Raw genomic sequence first — 21,142 nt, 5'->3', positions numbered from 1 at the left:
CGCATTGCCATATTTTATGATTTGATAAATAATGTAACTATTTAGATACATATATTTAGGTAATGTTTGTTTTTGATATAATTTCGTCTTAATTTTGTAGTGAAATAACTTTGTTAAAACTCAATTGGTAAGTACAGGTCAAGTGAAATTTTAAGGTTTTTTCAGTTGCTCAACTTATGTTTAAACTCTCTTTGATAATCATTTTTTTCTGGTTCGCTAATAGCGCATTGGCTCAGAAACCTACGGCTCATAACGAAATTGATGCAAGGATCTTCGAAGCTGATAAAACACTTAGTACTGGAGGTGGTTTAAATGAATTTATTAAAACAACCCAAGAAATAATAAAAGATTCTAAACGAATTTCCTACTCCGAAGGAATAGCTAGCACTTGTATCACAATTGCTAACGCCTACAATAGAGCTGGGGACTTTAGTAAAGCAGAAGAATACCTAAAACTAGCAGAAAATGAAGACTTTGTAAAAACCTCAGAAAAGTTTATGGCCGATATCAATTTCGTCTATGGTCAGCGGTACATGATGGAAAAACTATTCGAAAAGGCAATAGAAAGCTTTAAAAAAATGCTTACGCCTGAAGTTATAGCAGATCATGGTTTATATGCCCAAGCGAATGGGGAAATTAGTACCTGTTTTAATAAATTAAAACTCCGAGATTCAGCATACATCTACCGCAAAAGAGCCTATAATGCTTTGCTAAAAGTAAAAGATCCAATGGTGAGGATCAATTTAGCTGTATTGGCCAACAACTTAGCAGTTGCATTTATTCAGGAGAAAAAAAATGATTCCGCAAAATTTTACCTAGACATCGCTATGAGATTTGCTAATGAGAGTAAACATCCCTATGCTATAGCCACAACAAACTCTGGCTGGGCTTATTATTACACAAAGAATAAGAAAAGTGATTCTGCAATTATATTTTTAAAAAGTACTGTACCCACCCTTAAGAAATTAAATTTATCCTATGAACTTAGGGATGTTTATAATAGGCTACAAAAAGCATATACTGCAAGCAAAAATGAAAAAGAGGCCAATCAATACCTTAACCTACATAAAAAACTATCTGATAGTATAAATAGCAAAAATAATTTGGCTGTTGTTGTTAAATCTATGGGCGAAAAAGAACAGCAGGTTCTTGATAATGAAAAAAAGAAAATGAGATACCTGATAGGGTTAATCGTAGTCAGCGTTCTTCTGGTATCTACATTAGGTTTCTTTAAATTTAGAATTTATAGAAAAACTCAAAAAAATATCATTAAAGAAAAGAATGACTTGCTCAATTCAATTTCAGAAACTAAAAGCCAAGCAGAAATAGATTCTTTAGGTCTCCTGTTGGAATTGGCAAAAGCAAAAGATCCAGCATTTTTAATAAAATTTAATGAATTATATCCAACCTTCAAGGAGAAAATGCTTAGCAAATTTCCAGATCTAAGTCTTAATGACCTGGAATTTTGTGCCTATCTCAGGATGAACTTAGATACTAAAGAAATAGCCAGATTTGCCAATATAAGTGTTCGCTCAGTAGAATCCAGGAAATATCGGCTCAGAAAAAAGTTCAATATTTCTTCTTCAGAAGATATCAACCTTTTCATCTTTAATAGCTGAATTCCAGCAAATGAGCTAAAATAGATTATCTCTTTTGTTTATTTAATGATGTGAATAAATAACCTAAATGTTTGTCTATCAATCAATTTATGTTACTGCAGTAGATTTGCGTATTCTTTTTCCCTACGAGTAAGTTAGGTCCAACGCATTTTTGTAAAAAAAACCTAATTAATTTAGGCTTGTGTACAAACACCTAAATGATGCTACCGAATGAAAAAAACATTGCTACTGAGTTTTTCTATTATGTTCGCTGTTTTTTTGGCTAGTGCACATTTATCTAAATATCTAAAATTTTCTGCCAAGTTTAATAACACAGAAGCAGGTTACCAGATCCTTAATCCAAAAATAGCTATTGCTGGCTCTGGGAAGTATAAGGATTGGAAGTTGGTTATAGAAACCTTTAAGATGGATGCAAGATTTCTTGCAAATGAACAAGTGATGGAGGGAGTTCGAGATTTTTCCCTCAGTCTGAAAATCGATCCGCTAAATAGTAATGGAAATAAAATAGAAACATTGATACTACATGCATTCCAAAGTAGCGGTTGTAATACAATTGAATTTACACAAACCAATTTAATGATTCTCCCAATGATGAAGGTAGTTCATATGGTTGGAGATTTAAAAGCAATGAAGTTGGTTAAGTCTTCACCAATGAATTTGATATATGTTGTTGATAACGAAAGAACCATAACCGTAAAGGGAAAGTTATTTACTAGGTTGAGCGATTTTGGAATAAGTGATCCGAATATTCGTTTAGAAGCTCTTGAAGATGAACTCACCATTTATATAGAATTCACTTTGAAGAAATAATTTTCTAATCTAATTTCCAATTATTCATTTCGCAAAACATAATGGATATTCTTTTGGGGATTTATAGTTAAAAAGACCTCATTTTGAGGAAATTATAGAACAACATACCCATTCTATAAAAGATGCACTCAGCAATAAATTTTCTATTTTTTAATTAAAATAAAGATAGTTATCTGCTGATTATGAGTTTGTTAAGTGATATTTGGTCGGTTTTGGTAAGGAGTCTTGGTATTAGATATTGACATATGGAACGCTTTTGTAATGAAGTAATCAAACGTGTAAAATTCTCTATCTAAATATGAAAAAACGTCTACTCTTAAGTTTATCTCTTATGTTGTTTCTCCTAACCAGTAAAGGGCAACAAAAAATAAGGGATACTATTGTTTCAGATCGGCAAGAAAATGCAAAGACTGAACGAATGCTGGGATCGAATGTCTTAAAACGTCATTATAAAATTGCCAAGTTGGTGATGAGTGATAGTAAGTTTGGAAATGATCAAATAGCTCTTAACAACGACCAAGGTGAATCTAGAAAGTACCGAATTAGGAAAAAATTCAATATCCCTTCTTCTGAAGATATGTATCTATTTATTTTAAACTGTTTGTAAAAAATTGATTATCAGTTACTTATTTGACTTGCAGTAGATTTGCGTATTTTTTTTTCATACAGCTTAAGTTACACTAAGCGCATTTTTGTAGAAAAAATATAATTAGTTATGGGCCCATGCCCACAGCTAAAAGGACCCTACGCTATCAAATGAAAAAACATCACTACTAAATTTCCCTGTTGTATGTGCGCTGTATTATACAGTGAATGCTAATCTATCATACATCTAAATTACTCTACCAATGAAAAAAAGATTACTATTAGGTTTCTCTTTTATGCTTGCTGCATTGTCTGTTAATGCTCAGCAGAAAATAAAAGACGGAACAATTTCGAACGGAAATTTGGCAAGTAAGGATGCTTTATTAGAACTGGAAAGTAACAATAAGGGTCTTTTGCATGCAAGGGTTGCTTTAATTGAAAGCACAAATCCTTTACCGCTTTCTATGCACATAGCTGGAATGATGGTATACAATACAGCCAAAAATGCTGATGTTGTTCCAGGTATTTATTACAATGATGGTTCAAAATGGGTTTTTGTTAAAGGAAACACAGGAACGATAAAAATTGAAAATCACATTGGAGAAACAGGGATACCCAAAGGTACTGGCGTAGGAGTTACCATTGTTAAAAATGACAGTGGTACTTGGATTTATAATGCTGAAACAGGAGAATGGCTTAATATCAGCGGTCCAAAAGGAGATAAGGGTGATACTGGAGCACAAGGTATACAAGGTGCAGTTGGGCCCCAGGGTGCAACTGGATTGGCCGGTGCAACCGGAGCTCGGGGTTTGAAGGGAGATAAAGGTGATACTGGTGCACCAGGCATAGCAGGTGCAACTGGCCCCCAGGGTACAGCTGGATTAGCCGGTGCAACTGGAGCTCGGGGTCTCCGAGGGTTAAAGGGAGATAAAGGTGATATTGGAGTGGCGGGAGCGGTTGGTGCAACTGGTGCCCAGGGTATTCAAGGATTAAAAGGCGATAAAGGTGATGCTGGAGCAGTTGGTGCAGCAGGTAAATCCGCATTCGAGATCTGGAAGGAAATTCCCGGCAACGAAACCAAAACTGCAACGGACTATGCCACAAGCATAAAAGGTGATGCTGGAGCAGTTGGTGCAGCAGGTAAATCTGCATTCGAGATCTGGAAGGAAATTCCTGGCAACGAAACCAAAACTGCAACGGACTATGTAGCAGGCATAAAAGGTGAGACTGGAGCAGTTGGTTCCCAAGGTCCAATCGGCTTAACTGGTTCAACAGGAGCAAATGGAACAAATGGAATAGACGGTGCAACCGGAGCTCAGGGTATCCAAGGGTTAAAAGGAGACAAGGGCGATAAAGGAGATATTGGAGTAACCGGAGCAGTAGGTGCCACTGGAGCAGTTGGACCTCAGGGTACCGCTGGATTGGACGGTGCAACCGGAGCTCAGGGTCTGAAAGGTGACAAGGGAGATACAGGTGAAGTTGGTGCAGCCGGAGCTCAAGGTATCCAGGGAATAAAAGGAGACAAGGGTGATAAAGGAGATATTGGAGTAACCGGAGCGGTAGGTGCCACTGGTGCAGTTGGTCCTCAGGGTACCGCTGGAATAGATGGTGCAACTGGGGCTCAGGGTTTGAAAGGAGATACAGGAGCAGTTGGTCCGCAAGGTCCAATCGGCTTAACTGGTTCAACTGGAGCAAATGGAATAGATGGTGCAACCGGAGCCCAGGGTCTGAAAGGTGACAAAGGGGATACAGGTGCAGTTGGACCTCAGGGTATAGCTGGATTGGACGGAGCAGTTGGTTCAACCGGAGCCCAGGGTATAAAGGGAGACAAGGGAGATAAAGGTGATATTGGAGTAACGGGTGCAGTTGGTCCACAGGGTATAGCTGGATTGGACGGTGCAACTGGGGCCCAGGGTTTGAAAGGTGACAAGGGAGATACAGGAGCAGTTGGTCCCCAAGGCCCAATCGGCTTAACTGGTTCAACAGGAGCAAATGGAATAGACGGTGCAACGGGAGCTCAGGGTATCCAAGGTTTAAAAGGAGACAAAGGTGATATTGGAGTAACCGGAGCAGTAGGTGCCACTGGAGCAGTTGGACCTCAGGGTACCGCTGGATTGGATGGTGCAACTGGGGCTCAGGGTTTGAAAGGTGATAAGGGAGATACCGGAGCAGTAGGTGCTACTGGTTCAACCGGAGCCCAGGGTATCCAGGGATTAAAAGGAGACAAAGGTGATATTGGAGTAACGGGTGCAGTTGGTCCACAGGGTATAGCTGGATTGGACGGTGCAACTGGGGCCCAGGGTCTGAAAGGTGACAAGGGAGATACAGGAGCAGTTGGTCCCCAAGGTCCAATCGGCTTAACTGGTTCAACAGGAGCAAATGGAACAAATGGAATAGACGGTGCAACCGGAGCTCAGGGCATCCAGGGTTTGAAAGGAGACAAGGGCGATAAAGGAGATATTGGAGTAACCGGAGCAGTAGGTGCCACTGGAGCAGTTGGACCTCAGGGTACCGCTGGATTGGACGGTGCAACTGGAACTCAAGGTGTCCAGGGATTAAAAGGAGACAAAGGAGATATTGGAGTAACCGGAGCAGTAGGACCTCAGGGTATAGCTGGATTGGACGGAGCAGTTGGTGCAACTGGAGCTCAAGGTATCCAAGGGTTAAAAGGAGACAAGGGCGATAAAGGAGATATTGGAGTAACCGGAGCAGTAGGTGCCACTGGAGCAGTTGGACCTCAGGGTACCGCTGGATTGGATGGTGCAACTGGGGCTCAGGGTCTGAAAGGTGATAAGGGAGATACAGGGGCAACAGGTTCACAGGGACCAATAGGATTAACCGGTGCAACTGGGCCACAAGGTACGGCCGGAGCTCAAGGTCCAATCGGACTGACAGGTGCAGCCGGAACAAACGGTGTTGATGGATCAGTAGGAGCAACAGGTTCGCAGGGCCCAATGGGATTAACCGGAGCAAATGGAGCCCAGGGTATCCAGGGATTAAAAGGAGACAAGGGGGATAAAGGTGATACCGGTGCAGTTGGAGCAACAGGTTCACAGGGACCAATAGGATTAACCGGTGCAACTGGGCCACAAGGTACGGCCGGAGCCCAAGGTCCAATCGGACTGACGGGTGCAGCCGGAACAAATGGGACAAACGGTGTTGATGGAGCGGTTGGAGCAACAGGTTCGCAGGGCCCGATGGGATTGACCGGAGCAAGTGGAGCGGTTGGTGCGACCGGAGCCCAGGGCATCCAGGGATTAAAAGGAGACAAGGGGGATAAAGGTGATACCGGAGCAGTTGGAGCAACAGGTTCACAGGGACCAATAGGGTTAACCGGTGCAACTGGGCCGCAAGGTACGGCCGGAACAAATGGAACAAACGGAGTTGATGGAGCGGTTGGAGCAACAGGTTCGCAGGGCCCAATGGGATTGACCGGAGCAAATGGAGCGGTTGGTGCAACCGGAGCCCAGGGTATCCAGGGATTAAAAGGAGACAAGGGGGATAAAGGTGATACCGGAGCAGCGGGTTCAGTTGGAGCAACAGGTTCACAGGGACCAATAGGATTAACCGGTGCAACTGGGCCACAAGGTACGGCCGGAGCTCAAGGTCCAATCGGACTGACGGGTGCAGCCGGAACAAACGGAACAAACGGAGTTGATGGAGCGGTTGGAGCAACAGGTTCACAGGGTCCAATAGGATTGACCGGTGCAACTGGTGCGGTTGGTCCCCAAGGTCCAATCGGACTGACAGGTGCAGCCGGAACAAATGGAACAAACGGAGTTGATGGAGCGGTTGGAGCAACAGGTTCACAGGGACCAATAGGATTGACCGGAGCAAACGGAGCGGTTGGCGCAACCGGAGCCCAGGGTATAAAGGGAGACAAGGGAGATAAAGGTGATACTGGAGCAAATGGTGCCACTGGAGCTACAGGTCTCCAAGGTCCAATCGGATTGACGGGTGCAGCCGGAACAAATGGAACAAACGGAGTTGATGGAGCGGTTGGGGCAACAGGTTCGCAGGGCCCAATAGGATTGACCGGAGCAAACGGAGCGGTTGGCGCAACCGGAGCCCAGGGTATAAAGGGAGACAAGGGAGATAAAGGTGATACAGGAGCGGCCGGTGCCACAGGCGCAACAGGTTCCCAAGGTCCAATCGGATTGACAGGTGCAGCCGGAACAAATGGGACAAACGGAGTTGATGGAGCGGTTGGAGCAACAGGTTCACAGGGTCCAATAGGATTGACCGGTGCAACTGGTGCGGTTGGTCCCCAAGGTCCAATTGGACTGACGGGTGCAGCCGGAACAAATGGAACAAACGGAGTTGATGGAGCGGTTGGGGCAACAGGTTCCCAGGGCCCAATGGGATTGACCGGAGCAAACGGAGCGGTTGGCGCAACCGGAGCCCAGGGTATAAAGGGAGACAAGGGAGATAAAGGTGATACAGGAGCGGCCGGTGCCACAGGCGCAACAGGTCCCCAAGGTCCAATAGGATTGACGGGTGCAGCGGGAACAAATGGAACAAACGGTGTTGATGGTGCGGTTGGAGCAACAGGTTCACAGGGTCCAATAGGATTGACCGGAGCAAACGGAGCGGTTGGCGCAACCGGAGCCCAGGGCATCCAAGGTATAAAGGGAGACAAGGGAGATAAAGGTGATACAGGAGCGGCCGGTGCCACAGGCGCAACAGGTTCCCAAGGTCCAATCGGACTGACGGGTGCAGCCGGAACAAATGGAACAAACGGTGTTGATGGAGCGGTTGGGGCAACAGGTTCCCAGGGTCCAGTAGGATTGACCGGAGCAAACGGAGCCGTTGGTGCAACCGGAGCCCAGGGCATCCAAGGTATAAAAGGAGACAAGGGCGATAAAGGTGATACCGGAACGGCCGGTGCCACAGGCGCAACAGGTTCCCAAGGGCCAATCGGACTGACAGGTGCAGCCGGAACAAATGGAACAAACGGTGTTGATGGAGCAGTAGGAGCCACAGGTTCCCAGGGCCCAATAGGATTGACCGGAGCAAACGGAGCCGTTGGTGCAACCGGAGCTCAGGGCATCCAAGGTATAAAAGGAGACAAGGGCGATAAAGGTGATACCGGAGCGGCCGGTGCCACAGGCGCAACAGGTTCCCAAGGTCCAATCGGATTGACAGGTGCAGCCGGAACAAATGGAACAAACGGTGTTGATGGAGCGGTTGGAGCCACAGGTTCCCAGGGTCCAATAGGATTGACCGGAGCAAACGGAGCCGTTGGTGCAACCGGAGCTCAGGGCATCCAAGGTATAAAAGGAGACAAGGGCGATAAAGGTGATACCGGAGCGGCCGGTGCCACTGGCGCAACAGGTCCCCAAGGTCCAATCGGATTGACAGGTGCAGCCGGAACAAATGGAACAAACGGTGTTGATGGAGCGGTTGGAGCCACAGGTTCACAGGGCCCAATAGGATTGACCGGAGCAAACGGAGCCGTTGGTGCAACCGGAGCTCAGGGCATCCAAGGTATAAAAGGAGACAAGGGAGATAAAGGTGATACAGGAGCGGCCGGTGCCACAGGCGCAACAGGTTCCCAAGGTCCAATCGGATTGACAGGTGCAGCCGGAACAAATGGAACAAACGGTGTTGATGGAGCGGTTGGAGCCACAGGTTCCCAGGGTCCAATAGGATTGACCGGAGCAAACGGAGCCGTTGGTGCAACCGGAACTCAGGGCATCCAAGGTATAAAAGGAGACAAGGGCGATAAAGGTGATACCGGAGCGGCCGGTGCCACTGGCGCAACAGGTCCCCAAGGTCCAATCGGATTGACAGGTGCAGCCGGAACAAATGGAACAAACGGTGTTGATGGAGCGGTTGGAGCCACAGGTTCACAGGGTCCAATAGGACTAACCGGGGCAAATGGTGCCACTGGAGCTCAGGGTATCCAAGGATCACAAGGCCCAACTGGTGCAGATGGTCTTGGAGGTAAAACTACTGCAGGTTCAAATGTTACTATTACTGGTACAGGAACAAGTACAGACGCTTATGTTGTAAATGCAGTCATTCCTGCAACCACGAATACTTTGTCAAGTACAGGTAATATTATGACATCAGTTGTAAATGGAGTGAGTTCAAGCGCACCAACAGTAAGAAGTTTATTAAGTGCCTTTGATACGAGTACGAATTTGTTAACAATAGGCGTAAATGGTTCTGAAGTAACTTCAGACCTAACAACACTTAAAGTAGAACCTTGGTTTGTTCAAAGTGGTACTGTACAGGCAACTACGGATGCTCAGGCTATATACCACACTGGTAATGTTGCCATCGGACAGAACGCTATGTTTGGTTCAGCAGGGGAAAAACTTGCAGTAAATGGTTCAATCAGAACTGCCTTTAGTGTGTATGCTGATTATGTGTTTCAAGATTATTTTAGAGGATCATCTATAATTAAAGCTGATTATAAATTCAAAACCTTAAAAGAGGTGGAAGAGTACATTAAGAAAAATGAGCATTTGCCTGGGGTAACCTCAATTAAAGATTTGCTTAAAACAAAAGATGGATATTCTTTCAACTTAACTGAATTATCAGTTCAGTCTTTAGAAAAATTAGAGGAATTATACCTCCATGTAATCGAGCAACAAAAGCAAATTGAAAGCAAAAATCAAGAAATCAGTGCAATGAAAAAAGATGTAGACGAGATGAAAGCACGATTGATAAGATTAGAGCAAATGTCATCAAATAAAAAATAAGCTAAGGAAAACTACAATGGGTGCAAATAATTTATTTGCACCCATTGTAGATCAATAAATAAAATATGAGAACAATTCTAATCCTAATCCTAGTTCTAATGTTAATGCTCGAAACAAGCATTTCGTTTGCGCAAAATACCGGAATTGGCACAATATCGCCTACTGCAAAACTAGATGTAAATGGCGATTTAAGGGTTAGGTCAGCTAGCAGTACTACAGATGCAACTTTATATAATACTTTACTGTCTGATGATAGCGGAAATGTAATGAATGTCAAGACCACAGACTTTGTTGATGCCTTAAAGATCCCGACAACTATTTTTAATGCGCAGCAAAACACAGATGTAGAGACCCCTTTACTTGGACTCAATACGTTTAATAAGACTGTTTTTGGTACCGTTAATCTGATTAAAACTACTGCAGGTACTTGGAACGCAACAACCAATGTTTTTACAGTGGCAAAGAAGGGAATTTATCAGATTGTTGCAGGCTGTTTACTTAATGAGGTTGAGGTAGCAAATTATGTAATGCACATTATTGCTGGATCGAGCTTATTGACTGTTGGAGGAATTGCCCTGACTGGGAATAAATATGCTACAAATGGTAATTATGTGATGCTTCTAAACGCTAATGATACCATTTATACCTATACAAATACGGGCGCCATAACTCCTTACTCACAAGGAAAGGCCTTCTTATATATCACTTTTACCCCTTTATAAGATTACTCTGTTAAAATTTAGAGACTGCCTGTATACGTTTATCAATATATTAATATAAAGAACATGAGACTACTACTAATTGTAATGTTAATACTTTTAAAAAACATTTCATTTGCACAAAATACCGGAATTGGCACGTTAACGCCTACTGCAAAACTAGATGTAAATGGTAATTTAAGGATCAGGTCAATTGCCAGTACTACAGACGCAACTTTATATAATACTTTACTATCTGATAATAATGGAAATGTATTGAATGTTAAGACCACAGACTTTGTAGAGGCTTTAAAGGTACCTGTAAATATTTTTAATGCCCAGCAAAACACAGATTTAACAACATCTTTGTCTGGAAATAATACGCTTAATCAGACCGTTTTCAGTACAGTTAATTTTATTAAAACTTCTGCAGGTACTTGGGATGCAACAACCAATACTTTTACAGTAACAAAAAAGGGGGTTTATCAGATTGTTACCGGTACTTTACTCAATGAGGTTGAAGCTGGAAGTTATGTTATTAGTATAAAAGCTGGCCCCTCTTCTGCAATGAATACCTTGACCGTTGGGGGAATAATCTTGTCTGGTAATAGATACACTATGAATGGGACATACGTGGTGCAGCTAGAGGCTAATGATCTCATTTATATTCAAACAAGTACAGGTAACTCAACAGCTTACTCCCAAGGAAAAGCCTTTCTTCATATCATTTTTACACCATTATAATATAACAAAATGAGAATAATATTAATTGTAATGTTAATGCTGTCAGCAAGCATTTCATTTGCACAAAATACAGGAATTGGTACTATAACACCAACCGAAAAGCTAGATATTGCTGCTGGGAACGTAAGGATCCGTAATATCAGTACAAACCCTGGTGCAGCAGGTACAGATAAAACAGTAGTGGCAGATGCCAATGGCGTTTTAAAAACGTTAGCTACCACCAATACCTTAACAGCAGTAAATGGCAACTTAATATCAACGGTAAATGGCTTGGCTAGTACACCTGCAGTACCCATACTTGCAACGGCAAATAATGGTTTAAATGCTGTTGCGGCTGATGTAAGATTGGGCGGAACATTATCGGCTCCTACTACAATTGCTACATCTGCTGTAAATACATTAGCTGCAAGTGGCTTGCAAAATGCCACAAGCAGTGTAGGAACAGTAGTAGTGGATGCAAACGGTGTTTTAAAACTAAAAACCGCTGCTTCAATAAGTTCCGTAAGAGTAACTGGTGATATAACTTTTACAAACAATGATCAATTCTACTTTATTAATAATAATGGTACAATGACTGAAACTTTTGATAACCTGAATGAATTTGCTGGAGCCCAGTTTACCGCTGTTCAGACAGGATTATATCAATTCAATTTTAGTGTCAATTTTGCACAATCAAGCAATGGTGCTGCGTATCTGGGAAAACTGAACGTTTTATCCGGTAACGCTGCTACACCATCAACCTATACTAGCGGTAATTCAAAAATTAGTGGGGCTGTTGGAACGGCATTGAGTGATATATGTAGTGTTACAGATATAGTCAAACTTACTGCTGGTCAGGTTATTCAGTTTCAAGCGGGTATTTATCAGACTACCGGAGGACTTACAGGAAAGTATGTTGTTAGCATCACTAGGGTTGATTAAATCTCTTATTGCATTTAATTGCTAATCTATACATCAAAGCACCCCATAAATATTAAATATGAGACTAATCCTAATCCTAATCCTAATGCTGGTAAAAAGCATTTCATTTGCCCAAAATACAGGAATTGGTACTGTAACGCCAACAGAAAAGCTAGATGTTGCTGCTGGAAACGTGAGGATCCGCAATATCGGTACAAGCCCTGGTGTAGCAGGTACAGATAAAACAGTGGTAGCAGATGCCAATGGTGTTTTAAAAACTGTAACTACAACCAATATCTTAACAGCAGTAAATGGCAACTTAATATCAACAGTAAATGGCTTGGCAAGTACACCTGCAGTACCCATACTTACAACGGCAAGTAATGGCTTAAATGCTGTTGCGGGTGATGTTAGATTAGGCGGAACATTATCGGCTCCTACTACAATTGCTACATCCGCTGCAAATACATTGGCTATAAGTGGTTTACAAGGTGCCACAAGCAGCGTAGGGACGGTAGTAGTGGATGCAAGTAGTGTTTTAAAACTAAAAACTGCTGCTTCAGTGAGTGCCGTAAGAGTAACTGGTAATGTAACTTTTGTATCAGACAATCAATTCTACTATACCAATAATAATGGTGCAGGGACTGAAACTTTTGATAACCTGAATGAATTTACTTCAGCTACGTTTACCGCTGCTCAAACAGGATTATATCAAGTCAGTTTTAGTGTCAATTTTCCACAACCAAACAACGGTACTACATATCTGGGAAGAGCAAGGATTTTAGCCGGTACTGGTCCTATAGCACCATATTATAGTGGCGGTAATACAAAGATTAGTGCGGCTGTTGTAAGCGTATCGAATGATATATTGAATATTACAGATGTAGTCAAACTTAATGCTGGTCAGGTTATTCAGTGTCAAGTGGCTACTTGGCAGTCAGCTAATGGGAGAACTGCAAATTATATAATTAATATTTCCCGTGTAGACTAAAAATATAAGATAATGAGAATAATACTAATTGTAATGTTAATGCTGTTAACAAGTATTTCATTTGCGCAAAATACCGGAATTGGTACCACAACGCCAACCGAAAAACTGGATGTTGCTACCGGGAACCTAAGAGTTCGTGATATCAATACAACTATCGGTGCAGCAGCCTCTGATAAAGTAGTTACTGCAAATACTACAGGAGTATTAAAAGCAGTAGAATTTGGAGAACATAAGGCTTTTACTACAGTGCAAATGAATGCGATATCGAGCCCCAACCCTGGCAGAACGATATATAATTCTGATGAAAAGAGCCTTTATACCTATAATGGCACAAATTGGGTAGGTCAAAATTCAAAAACATTTTCAGTTGCGGTTGATGATGTTTCAACACTCACAATAAATACACCTGCAGAGCTAACCAGCACCTTTACCTTAGCTGGTAAACAAAATGTACTGGTAACAGCCAACTTTGTTCCTATGTGCAACAGTAATGGGGTTAACGTATATACCAATGGTGTATACAATCTTGTAATTGATGGCGTAGCCCAAAATACGAGAAATTATACTATCATAAATGCTGCAAGTGGCGAGTTACCTAGACATTCATCAGTAGCAACTTGGTCAGGTTCACTAGCACCAGGGTCACATACCATTATTTTCAGGGTATTATATACAAGTGGCTCAGTGGCAACAAATGCATCAGATAGAAGAATGGACATTTTTATACACTAAGAACATGGAAAAATCAAGATACATTTTATTTAAAATCCTATTGTCAGTAACGTTGCTAGGTCATACTTCGGGGCTTCTGGCACAAACAGGAGTAGGCAGTATGACGGTAGACAATTCTATAATGCATATTAATGCAGGTACTACAGAACTGCGTTTTTCTGAAGGAAGTTACTTTGGTCCTAATGCCCATTGGCAAATAGATGGCACTTTAGAGATTTACAGCAAAAATATTTGGATTGCACCTGGTGCAACCTTTAGCGGAGCCGGAAAGATTATCATCTACAATTCTGGATCCAATCCATTTTATGAACAAATGCCTGCAGGCCCAACCAAGATAGATGGTAACAATGGCGCTTTTATCGGGATGCTTGTAGAGCACCGAAATGATGATAACATGGTTTTGTCGGATATTAACGATCCTGGTTACGCAACAATAAACCCACAAGGGGCTTTAGCGGCAGCATTTAAAATAGGGTCAACACTAGACCTTGCCGTAAACAATGCCAATATTTTGCTAAATGGTAATAACCTGGTTTTTAACAGTGATGGTAAAATTACTAATTATAGCGCTGACAGGATGGTGATTACCAGCAACAGCATTGCTGGCCACATGGTTAAAGAATATGGTAGCAATTCTTCATTTGTATTTCCATTGGGCATTGCCAAAGGCGATTACACTCCGGTAACATTAAGCCCATTAACTGCCGGAACCCTTTATGTAGGTGTTCAGAATTATACAGGGTCATTTGTAAGTGGGCTTAAGCCTGAGCTCGGCATGGATAGAAATTGGCATATCTATGGGTTAAAACCATTAAAGGTAGATATGACCTTACAGCACAATACCAACACAAATGGAGCATTATTTAAGGATCCTAATGCTGTTATTGCCCAATTTGCTGGTGGTACAAAATGGAACAACTTAAAAAGCACCAATCCACGCTACGGTATCCATACCACTTTAGGTGCAGATGTGTTTACAGGCTTAACAGACAATGACAATTGGTTTACCAAATATACAGTTGCAGGTTCATTGGTAATCCCTAACCTCTTTACGCCAAATGGCGATGGTACAAATGATGTATTTGAAATTCGAGGTTTAGAACACTTCGCAGCAAACGATCTGCTTGTGGTTAACCGTTGGGGCAACGAGGTATTTAAACAGACCAATTATAAAAATACATGGGCAGGAGAGGGTTTAAATGAAGGTACTTATTTCTACGTTATACGTGTAAAAGAGAACCAAAACTCAGAGTGGCAGGTGTTTAAGGGATATATCACATTGATGAAATCATTAAAAAATTAAATAGCCACTTGTCAGACCGAAATTAAATATTAATCTATAATGGTAACCTGGCTTAGAAAGCATTTAGAATGAAAAACATAAAATTAGTAGTAGCCGGATTATTGATGTTCGGAGCCCAGCAGGTAAGTGCTCAACAAGAGACTCAGTATAGCCAATACATGTTTAACGGAATTTACATCAATCCCGCATATGCGGGATATAAGGAACAATTAAATCTGCATAGCTTTTATAGAAGTCAATGGACTGGCATAACTGGGGCTCCTAAAAGTATGTCGCTTGCAGTAGATGCTATTGCAAATAACGGTAATGTTGGTTTGGCATTGCAAGTTGCAAGTGATCAAATTGGTGCGCAAAGTACCCTGTCAGCCTATGCAAATTATGCCTACCGTTTAAGGGTAAATACAGATGAAACAGCTCGTTTATCACTTGGGCTAGGCATTGGAATTGTACAATTGGGAATCGATGGATCAAAGCTTAACACTAATGATGCTGAGCAGGAACAACCCACAGGTATGCAAAGTAAAATTGTTCCAGATGCAAGGGCAGGAGTTTATTATGCTGATGATAGGTTTTATGCAGGTTTTTCTGTAGATAACTTAATTGCTCAGGCAACTAAAGTAAAGTCTGGTAGCTTTACGCTGCAGACCAAACCACATTATTATTTAACCGCTGGAATGTTAATTCCCTTATCTAATGATGTTCAACTTAAACCTTCATTCTTGCTAAAGGATGATCGTGGTGGTCCAACAAGTTTAGATATCAATGCTTTTGTGCTATTAGCAGAAAAACTTTGGCTTGGTGGCTCTTATCGTACAGGGGTTAAATTATATGATAAAAGCTATTTGCAAAACGGTCTTTCCAAGCGAAATGCTGTTGTAGGTGCAATGGAGGTATTTCCAGTAAATAATCTTCGCATCGGGTACGCCTACGATCTCTCTGTAGGTGCGTTACGCGGTTATAGTGGCAGTACACATGAGATATCTATTGGATATTATTTCAAAAACAAAAGCACAAGAATGCTTACCCCTCGCTACTTCTAATTCGGTATGTATCCTATAGAGAAAAGAAATATGAAAAGAAAATTACTGATAAGTTTGTCTGCCGTATTGCTAATGTTTAACCTGTCGGCAAAAGCACAGTATATATTACATGAGGCCGATGAACAATACCGTTTATATAATTATATCAAAGCTATTGATTTATATGAGCAGGCTTATAAAAAGAAAAATACATTACATGCTGCAGAACGATTAGCCGAGGGATATAACTTAACAAAAAACTATGTACAGGCCCAAAGCTGGTATGCTACTGTTGCTGGCATGCCAACAAGTACACCTAAGCATGTTTTAGGTTATGCCCAAACCTTAATTAGCAATAGCAAATACACTGAAGCCAAACAACAGTTACAGCGCTATATTAATTTAAAAGGCGATGTGTCTCAAAGACAAAAAGATTTGTGGTTGCAGTCTTGCGATTCGGCATTAAAGTGGATGCAAAACCCAATGGCAATTCAAATTCAAAATGCTAAAGAACTGAATAGTGCAAAGTCAGACTGGGGTGCTGTTAAAATAAATAGCAACACCATATTCACTTCCGATAGGGAAGATTATATTAAAGACCATACCAAAAGTGAAAAACCCTTCTTAAAGTTTGGTATAGGGAAAATGCCTGACCAGCACGTTTATGGGTGGACAGGTAATCAATACCTCAGACTTTACCAAAAGGTAGGTAATGACAGTGTGCAACTTTTTCCATTTAATGCAGGTACTGCATACCATATCGGTGTTTCTAGTTTCACTGCTGATGGCAAAGAAATGTATTTTACCTTAACCCGAATACCCCAAAATTTAGATTATAGTAAAGATAAACTGGCTACAGTAAATGTAGAAATTTATAGCAGTAAGAAAGCTGCTGATGGAAACACTTGGGAAACACCTGTTGCTTTAAAATTTAATAATGTCAATACCTATTCTGTAGGTGATCCATTTATTAGTAAGGATGGAAAAACACTCTACTTTGTTTCTGATAAGCCTGGTGGTAAAGGTGGTACAGATATTTATACCACTACTAAAAATACTACTGGCGAATGGGCTACTCCTTTAAATCTTGCAGCAATTAATACTGAAAATAATGAACGTAGCCCTTTTTTAGATGAAGCTGCTATTTTATTCTTTAGTAGCGATGGCTATCCGGGTATGGGAGGTTTAGACATCTTTAAATCTACCATTAAAGAGTACATCATTAACAAGCCGGTTAACCTTGGTTATCCGATAAATTCACCACAAGACGATTTTGCGTATAACATGAATTCGGCTAAAACGGGCTATTTTTCTTCCAACCGTACCGGTGGCCTTGGTAGTGATGATATTTATAATTTTACATTACCAACTATTCCAGTAGTATTACCTGAAGTATTCAAGCTTGAAGGAAAAATATTTAATAAAAAAACTGGCCAACCACTTGCAGCTGCCACAGCTACTTTAAAAACCAAGGATGGGAGTGTACTTAAAGTACAAACTGACGATAGTGGTTACTATTCGTTTAAAATAGACCAGGATATTTCTTACCGTGTAAGTGCAAAAAAAGTTAAATTCTTATACGCTGATACTAATTTCCGTACAAAAAAATCATTGATAAAAGACTTCTATTTAACCCCGATTGAGATTAACAAGGCCATCAGGTTAGAGAACATCTATTACGATTTTAACAAATGGAATATCCGTACAGATGCTGGATTTGAGTTAGATAAATTGGTAAAGATTCTTATAGATAATCCAACCATTTGGATAGAGCTGGGCTCTCATACAGATAGTAGGGGTAATGATGCCTATAATTTGGCATTGTCACAAAAAAGAGCTGATGCAGCTGTGAAATATATCATTTCTAAGGGTATAGTAAAAAACAGAGTTATATCCCGTGGTTATGGAGAAACGCAATTGATTAACAAATGCAACGATGGGGTGAAATGTTCAAATGAAGAACACCAGTTAAATAGAAGAACAGAATTTAAAATTATAAAAGAATATTGATAGGTGTAAATAAATAATATAAGATGAATTGAGATCATTTAATATAAGATATTCAATGTCTGGATTTAGATTGGATGTACGATACGGGTGATATGGTTTGAGCGTCTTATTAAACCCTGTATGAAATCTGCTTGGATGAGCATTCCAGATTTTTTGATGGAGGGTATGCATTAAAGGAAATACAGCTGGTATTGAGAGTTATCAGTTATTTCCTGCATACCCTTATTATCAACAGTTATCAGAAAGGTAACACGACTAAAATGAATGTCAATGATTGTAAGTATTAAACCGTAAAGTTGATTGCTAGATAGAAAAGAATTTTAATAGTTAATTACCTTAACCATGTCGACCAGGAGCAGTTTTTGAACAAATAGGGATATAGTTTAAGCTCCGGTCGCATGGTTTTTTAATTTTTGCTTGAATTGCAGACCTTTACAAAACCAGAATCTTTTTAGCTTTTTATTGTTTTAGCTTAGATTTTCAATGGCCTCCACGGATATCTCAAAACTGCAGAGCGCAACTTTTGGGTATTTCATAAAGTTGGTCTTAGTTAAGATAGCATCACCATTATAGGTAGATAAGCCCTTTCTAAAATATTCAGTTAGTTCTAAATTGTTATCCTCATTTTCCTGTAGGAGGGCTTCGAGTAGGCTACTTTCTTTTCTGTCTTCGGGAATAACCTCTATACGGACCTTAGTTTTGGAAACGAACTGGTAGTGGTATTTCATCTATAGCGTTGTGTGTGTCTAAAAATAGCATTTTTCTGTCGATTTTATCAATAGCTTTATTAACTATTTAAATTAGCACTTAGCCGTGTTGGATGCTGTGGGTTAGCAAATGAACCAAATGTTGGTTATAATTTAAAAGCAGTATCCCTCTTAATTTCGGCTAGCATCGGAAAACTTTCTATACGTAACACATATTCGAGTGTACTAATGTTCTTGCGCAAGAACTCGTTATAAGAATTGGCATCGGCAACTACAATCTTCAAAATAAAATCAAACTGACCCATCACATGATGGCATTCCATAATTTCGGAGTGTTGCTTCATTAACTCCTGAAAAGAAACAAAAGTATCTTCTGAATGGTTTTTAAGCTGGATCATTGGAAAGGCAGTAAACACGCTCTTGATTTTCTTAACGTTAATCAGGGCAACTGTACCGGTAATATAACCAAGTTTTTTTAAGCGATTTACTCGCTCTACGATAGGATTTTGTGATCTATGCGTCTCCTTAGCGAGCTGCCTATAAGTCATCAACCCATCGGTTTGAAGAAGGTTGAGGATTTTGATATCTGTTTGGTCAGGTTTGTATGAATCCATTATTTGCCAAAAGCTTATTGGACGTTCTTTAGGTAAAAATAATAGGGATAATAGCTGGTTCAAATATATAAAATTAGTTTTCCTTAATGCAAAATTCAGTCAAACTTTTGCAGTTAGCGCCTAGTATTAACTTACACCAATGTCAATTTTGGTTAAGTGAAAAAATAATATTCTGCTTAAGGGTTAAAATAGAAGATGTACAAAATAAATAGGAAGTTTATTAAACTAAAACTGAGTGTTTTTGCCAAAGTTATACAACATTAAGAATCTTTCGAACAATCCACTGAAATTTGAAACAACCAAATATAATATCAAAATAGCGTGTCAACTCAACAAGTACAACTTTGGAGATTCAAGGGAATTAATATCGATTACACAACTAATTTGGAATCGCTAATCCCAGATGTTAAAGGACTAAGCTTATTAAATAAAAGCAGTAAGACGATGATGATTGATTTTCTACCTTTTATTAAATGCTGCTGTACTGTGGCTATAAAAATGAAACTCACAAAAGAACACCTCTATCAGCAGAAGAGAGCTACTTTTAAAAGAACAAGAGTGCAAGTAGGAGGAAGGAAGTACAATTATGTTTGATAAGAAAACCTTGAAGATGAAGTTGATGTTGGTCTTGGTGTGTGCAGGAGTGCTAACCTTGGGTATTAAAATATATAGAAAAAGAAACAAACGTGTAGTTTCCGAAGATGAGGATATACACTGGATTTGAACATATGAAAGAAGAAAGAATATTAGTAATTGGTGCTTGTGGGCAATTGGGGCATGAGCTTACCGTTGCGCTAAAGAATAAGTACGGTGAAAAAGCCATCATTGCTTGTGATAGGCTGGAGTATGCAAAGGCGAATATAAAAGACGTAAAATACGTTAAATTAGATGTGATGGATAAGGCATATCTACAATTGGTGATTGTTGAAGAGCGTATTACCCAGATTTATCTGCTTGCCGCAGTATTGTCAGCCAGTGGAGAGAAAGATCCTGGAATGGCTTGGCAAGTAAATATGAATGGGCTGTTGAATGTGCTAGATCTTTCAGTCAGCTATCAAGTGGAAAAGGTTTTCTGGCCAAGCAGCATTGCAGTATTTGGTCCAGAAAGTCCAAAAGAGGATTGTGGTCAAAATGCTTTTACTATTCCTACTACAGTGTACGGGATCAGTAAGCTTTCAGGCGAATATTGGTGCAGGTATTATTTTGAAAAGTTCGGGCTTGATGTTCGGAGCTTACGTTATCCTGGTTTGATTTCCTATAAAACATTGCCAGGTGGTGGTACTACAGATTATGCGGTTGATATTTTTTACAAAGCAAAGGCGGGTGAAAAATACACTTGTTTTTTAAAATCTGATACTGCACTTCCTATGATGTTTATGGATGATGCGGTAAAGGCTACTTTAGATCTGATGGAAACACAGAAAGAAAACATCTCTATCAGAACGAGTTATAATTTGGCTGCTGTAAGTTTCACTCCATCAGAACTGGCTACAGCAATTAGAAAGGTTGAGCCAAATTTTGAAATCAGCTATGAGCCAGATTTTAGGCAAGAAATTGCAGATGGTTGGCCTGCTTCAATCAATGATAATGTTGCAAGAGAAGATTGGGGTTGGCTACCAAGATTTGGAACTGATGAGATTGTGAACGTGATGATGGAAAATGTAAAGGTAGAAAAGACATCATAATAGTCAAAAGAGACT

Annotated in this window: 15 protein-coding genes; 13 read left to right on the top strand and 2 right to left on the bottom strand. The window is 40.5% G+C overall.

Annotation, left to right across the window (positions count from 1 at the left end; translation table 11 throughout):
• Positions 1-176: 176 nt before the first annotated feature.
• From FA048_RS09650 to FA048_RS09580, 12 genes are all read left to right on the top strand, one after another.
• Complete coding sequence (locus FA048_RS09650; protein WP_136840282.1) at positions 177-1,619, top strand: tetratricopeptide repeat protein; 1,443 nt, start codon at positions 177-179, stop codon at positions 1,617-1,619.
• Between the two features lie 210 nt (positions 1,620-1,829).
• On the top strand, positions 1,830-2,429 hold the full coding sequence (locus FA048_RS09645) for a hypothetical protein (RefSeq protein WP_136840280.1): 600 nt from the start codon (positions 1,830-1,832) through the stop codon (positions 2,427-2,429).
• Positions 2,430-2,727: 298 nt separating this feature from the next.
• A complete protein-coding gene (locus FA048_RS09640; protein WP_136840278.1) occupies positions 2,728-3,036 on the top strand; it encodes a hypothetical protein in 309 nt (102 codons plus the stop codon).
• A gap of 241 nt (positions 3,037-3,277) precedes the next feature.
• Positions 3,278-9,724: a collagen-like domain-containing protein gene (locus tag FA048_RS19710; protein WP_169306845.1), complete on the top strand. Its 6,447-nt coding sequence runs from the start codon at positions 3,278-3,280 to the stop codon at positions 9,722-9,724.
• A 104-nt stretch (positions 9,725-9,828) separates the two neighbouring features.
• A complete protein-coding gene (locus FA048_RS09615; RefSeq protein ID WP_205943463.1) occupies positions 9,829-10,446 on the top strand; it encodes a hypothetical protein in 618 nt (205 codons plus the stop codon).
• Positions 10,447-10,509: 63 nt separating this feature from the next.
• Positions 10,510-11,166 (top strand): hypothetical protein, encoded by a 657-nt coding sequence (locus FA048_RS09610; protein ID WP_136840274.1) that lies wholly within the window; start codon positions 10,510-10,512, stop codon positions 11,164-11,166.
• Positions 11,167-11,175: 9 nt separating this feature from the next.
• Positions 11,176-12,087, top strand: coding sequence for a hypothetical protein (locus FA048_RS09605; protein ID WP_136840272.1), 912 nt, complete (start codon positions 11,176-11,178; stop codon positions 12,085-12,087).
• Between the two features lie 58 nt (positions 12,088-12,145).
• Complete coding sequence (locus FA048_RS09600) at positions 12,146-13,057, top strand: hypothetical protein (RefSeq protein WP_136840270.1); 912 nt, start codon at positions 12,146-12,148, stop codon at positions 13,055-13,057.
• A gap of 12 nt (positions 13,058-13,069) precedes the next feature.
• On the top strand, positions 13,070-13,789 hold the full coding sequence (locus FA048_RS09595) for a hypothetical protein (protein WP_136840268.1): 720 nt from the start codon (positions 13,070-13,072) through the stop codon (positions 13,787-13,789).
• A 4-nt stretch (positions 13,790-13,793) separates the two neighbouring features.
• Entirely contained in the window at positions 13,794-15,092 is a 1,299-nt protein-coding gene (locus tag FA048_RS09590; protein ID WP_169306843.1) for a gliding motility-associated C-terminal domain-containing protein, read from the top strand.
• Between the two features lie 68 nt (positions 15,093-15,160).
• The gene (locus FA048_RS09585; RefSeq protein ID WP_136840263.1) at positions 15,161-16,132 is read left to right on the top strand and encodes a PorP/SprF family type IX secretion system membrane protein; all 972 of its coding nucleotides are present in this window, start codon (positions 15,161-15,163) and stop codon (positions 16,130-16,132) included.
• Between the two features lie 30 nt (positions 16,133-16,162).
• Entirely contained in the window at positions 16,163-18,121 is a 1,959-nt protein-coding gene (locus FA048_RS09580; protein ID WP_136840262.1) for an OmpA family protein, read from the top strand.
• A gap of 467 nt (positions 18,122-18,588) precedes the next feature.
• Here FA048_RS09580 and FA048_RS09575 read toward each other — a convergent pair whose 3' ends face one another.
• Entirely contained in the window at positions 18,589-18,849 is a 261-nt protein-coding gene (locus FA048_RS09575; RefSeq protein ID WP_136840260.1) for a hypothetical protein, read from the bottom strand.
• 125 nt (positions 18,850-18,974) lie between these two features.
• Positions 18,975-19,505: an Lrp/AsnC family transcriptional regulator gene (locus FA048_RS09570; RefSeq protein ID WP_205943462.1), complete on the bottom strand. Its 531-nt coding sequence runs from the start codon at positions 19,503-19,505 to the stop codon at positions 18,975-18,977.
• Positions 19,506-20,170: 665 nt separating this feature from the next.
• On the opposite strand from FA048_RS09570, the gene FA048_RS09565 reads away from it, so the two are divergent.
• Positions 20,171-21,127: an NAD-dependent epimerase/dehydratase family protein gene (locus FA048_RS09565; RefSeq protein ID WP_136840255.1), complete on the top strand. Its 957-nt coding sequence runs from the start codon at positions 20,171-20,173 to the stop codon at positions 21,125-21,127.
• Positions 21,128-21,142 lie beyond the last annotated feature (15 nt).

Origin of the sequence: Pedobacter polaris (genome assembly GCF_005116505.1) — a bacterium.
GTDB lineage: Bacteria > Bacteroidota > Bacteroidia > Sphingobacteriales > Sphingobacteriaceae > Pedobacter > Pedobacter polaris.
This window is presented reverse-complemented; position numbering and strand designations above follow the sequence as displayed.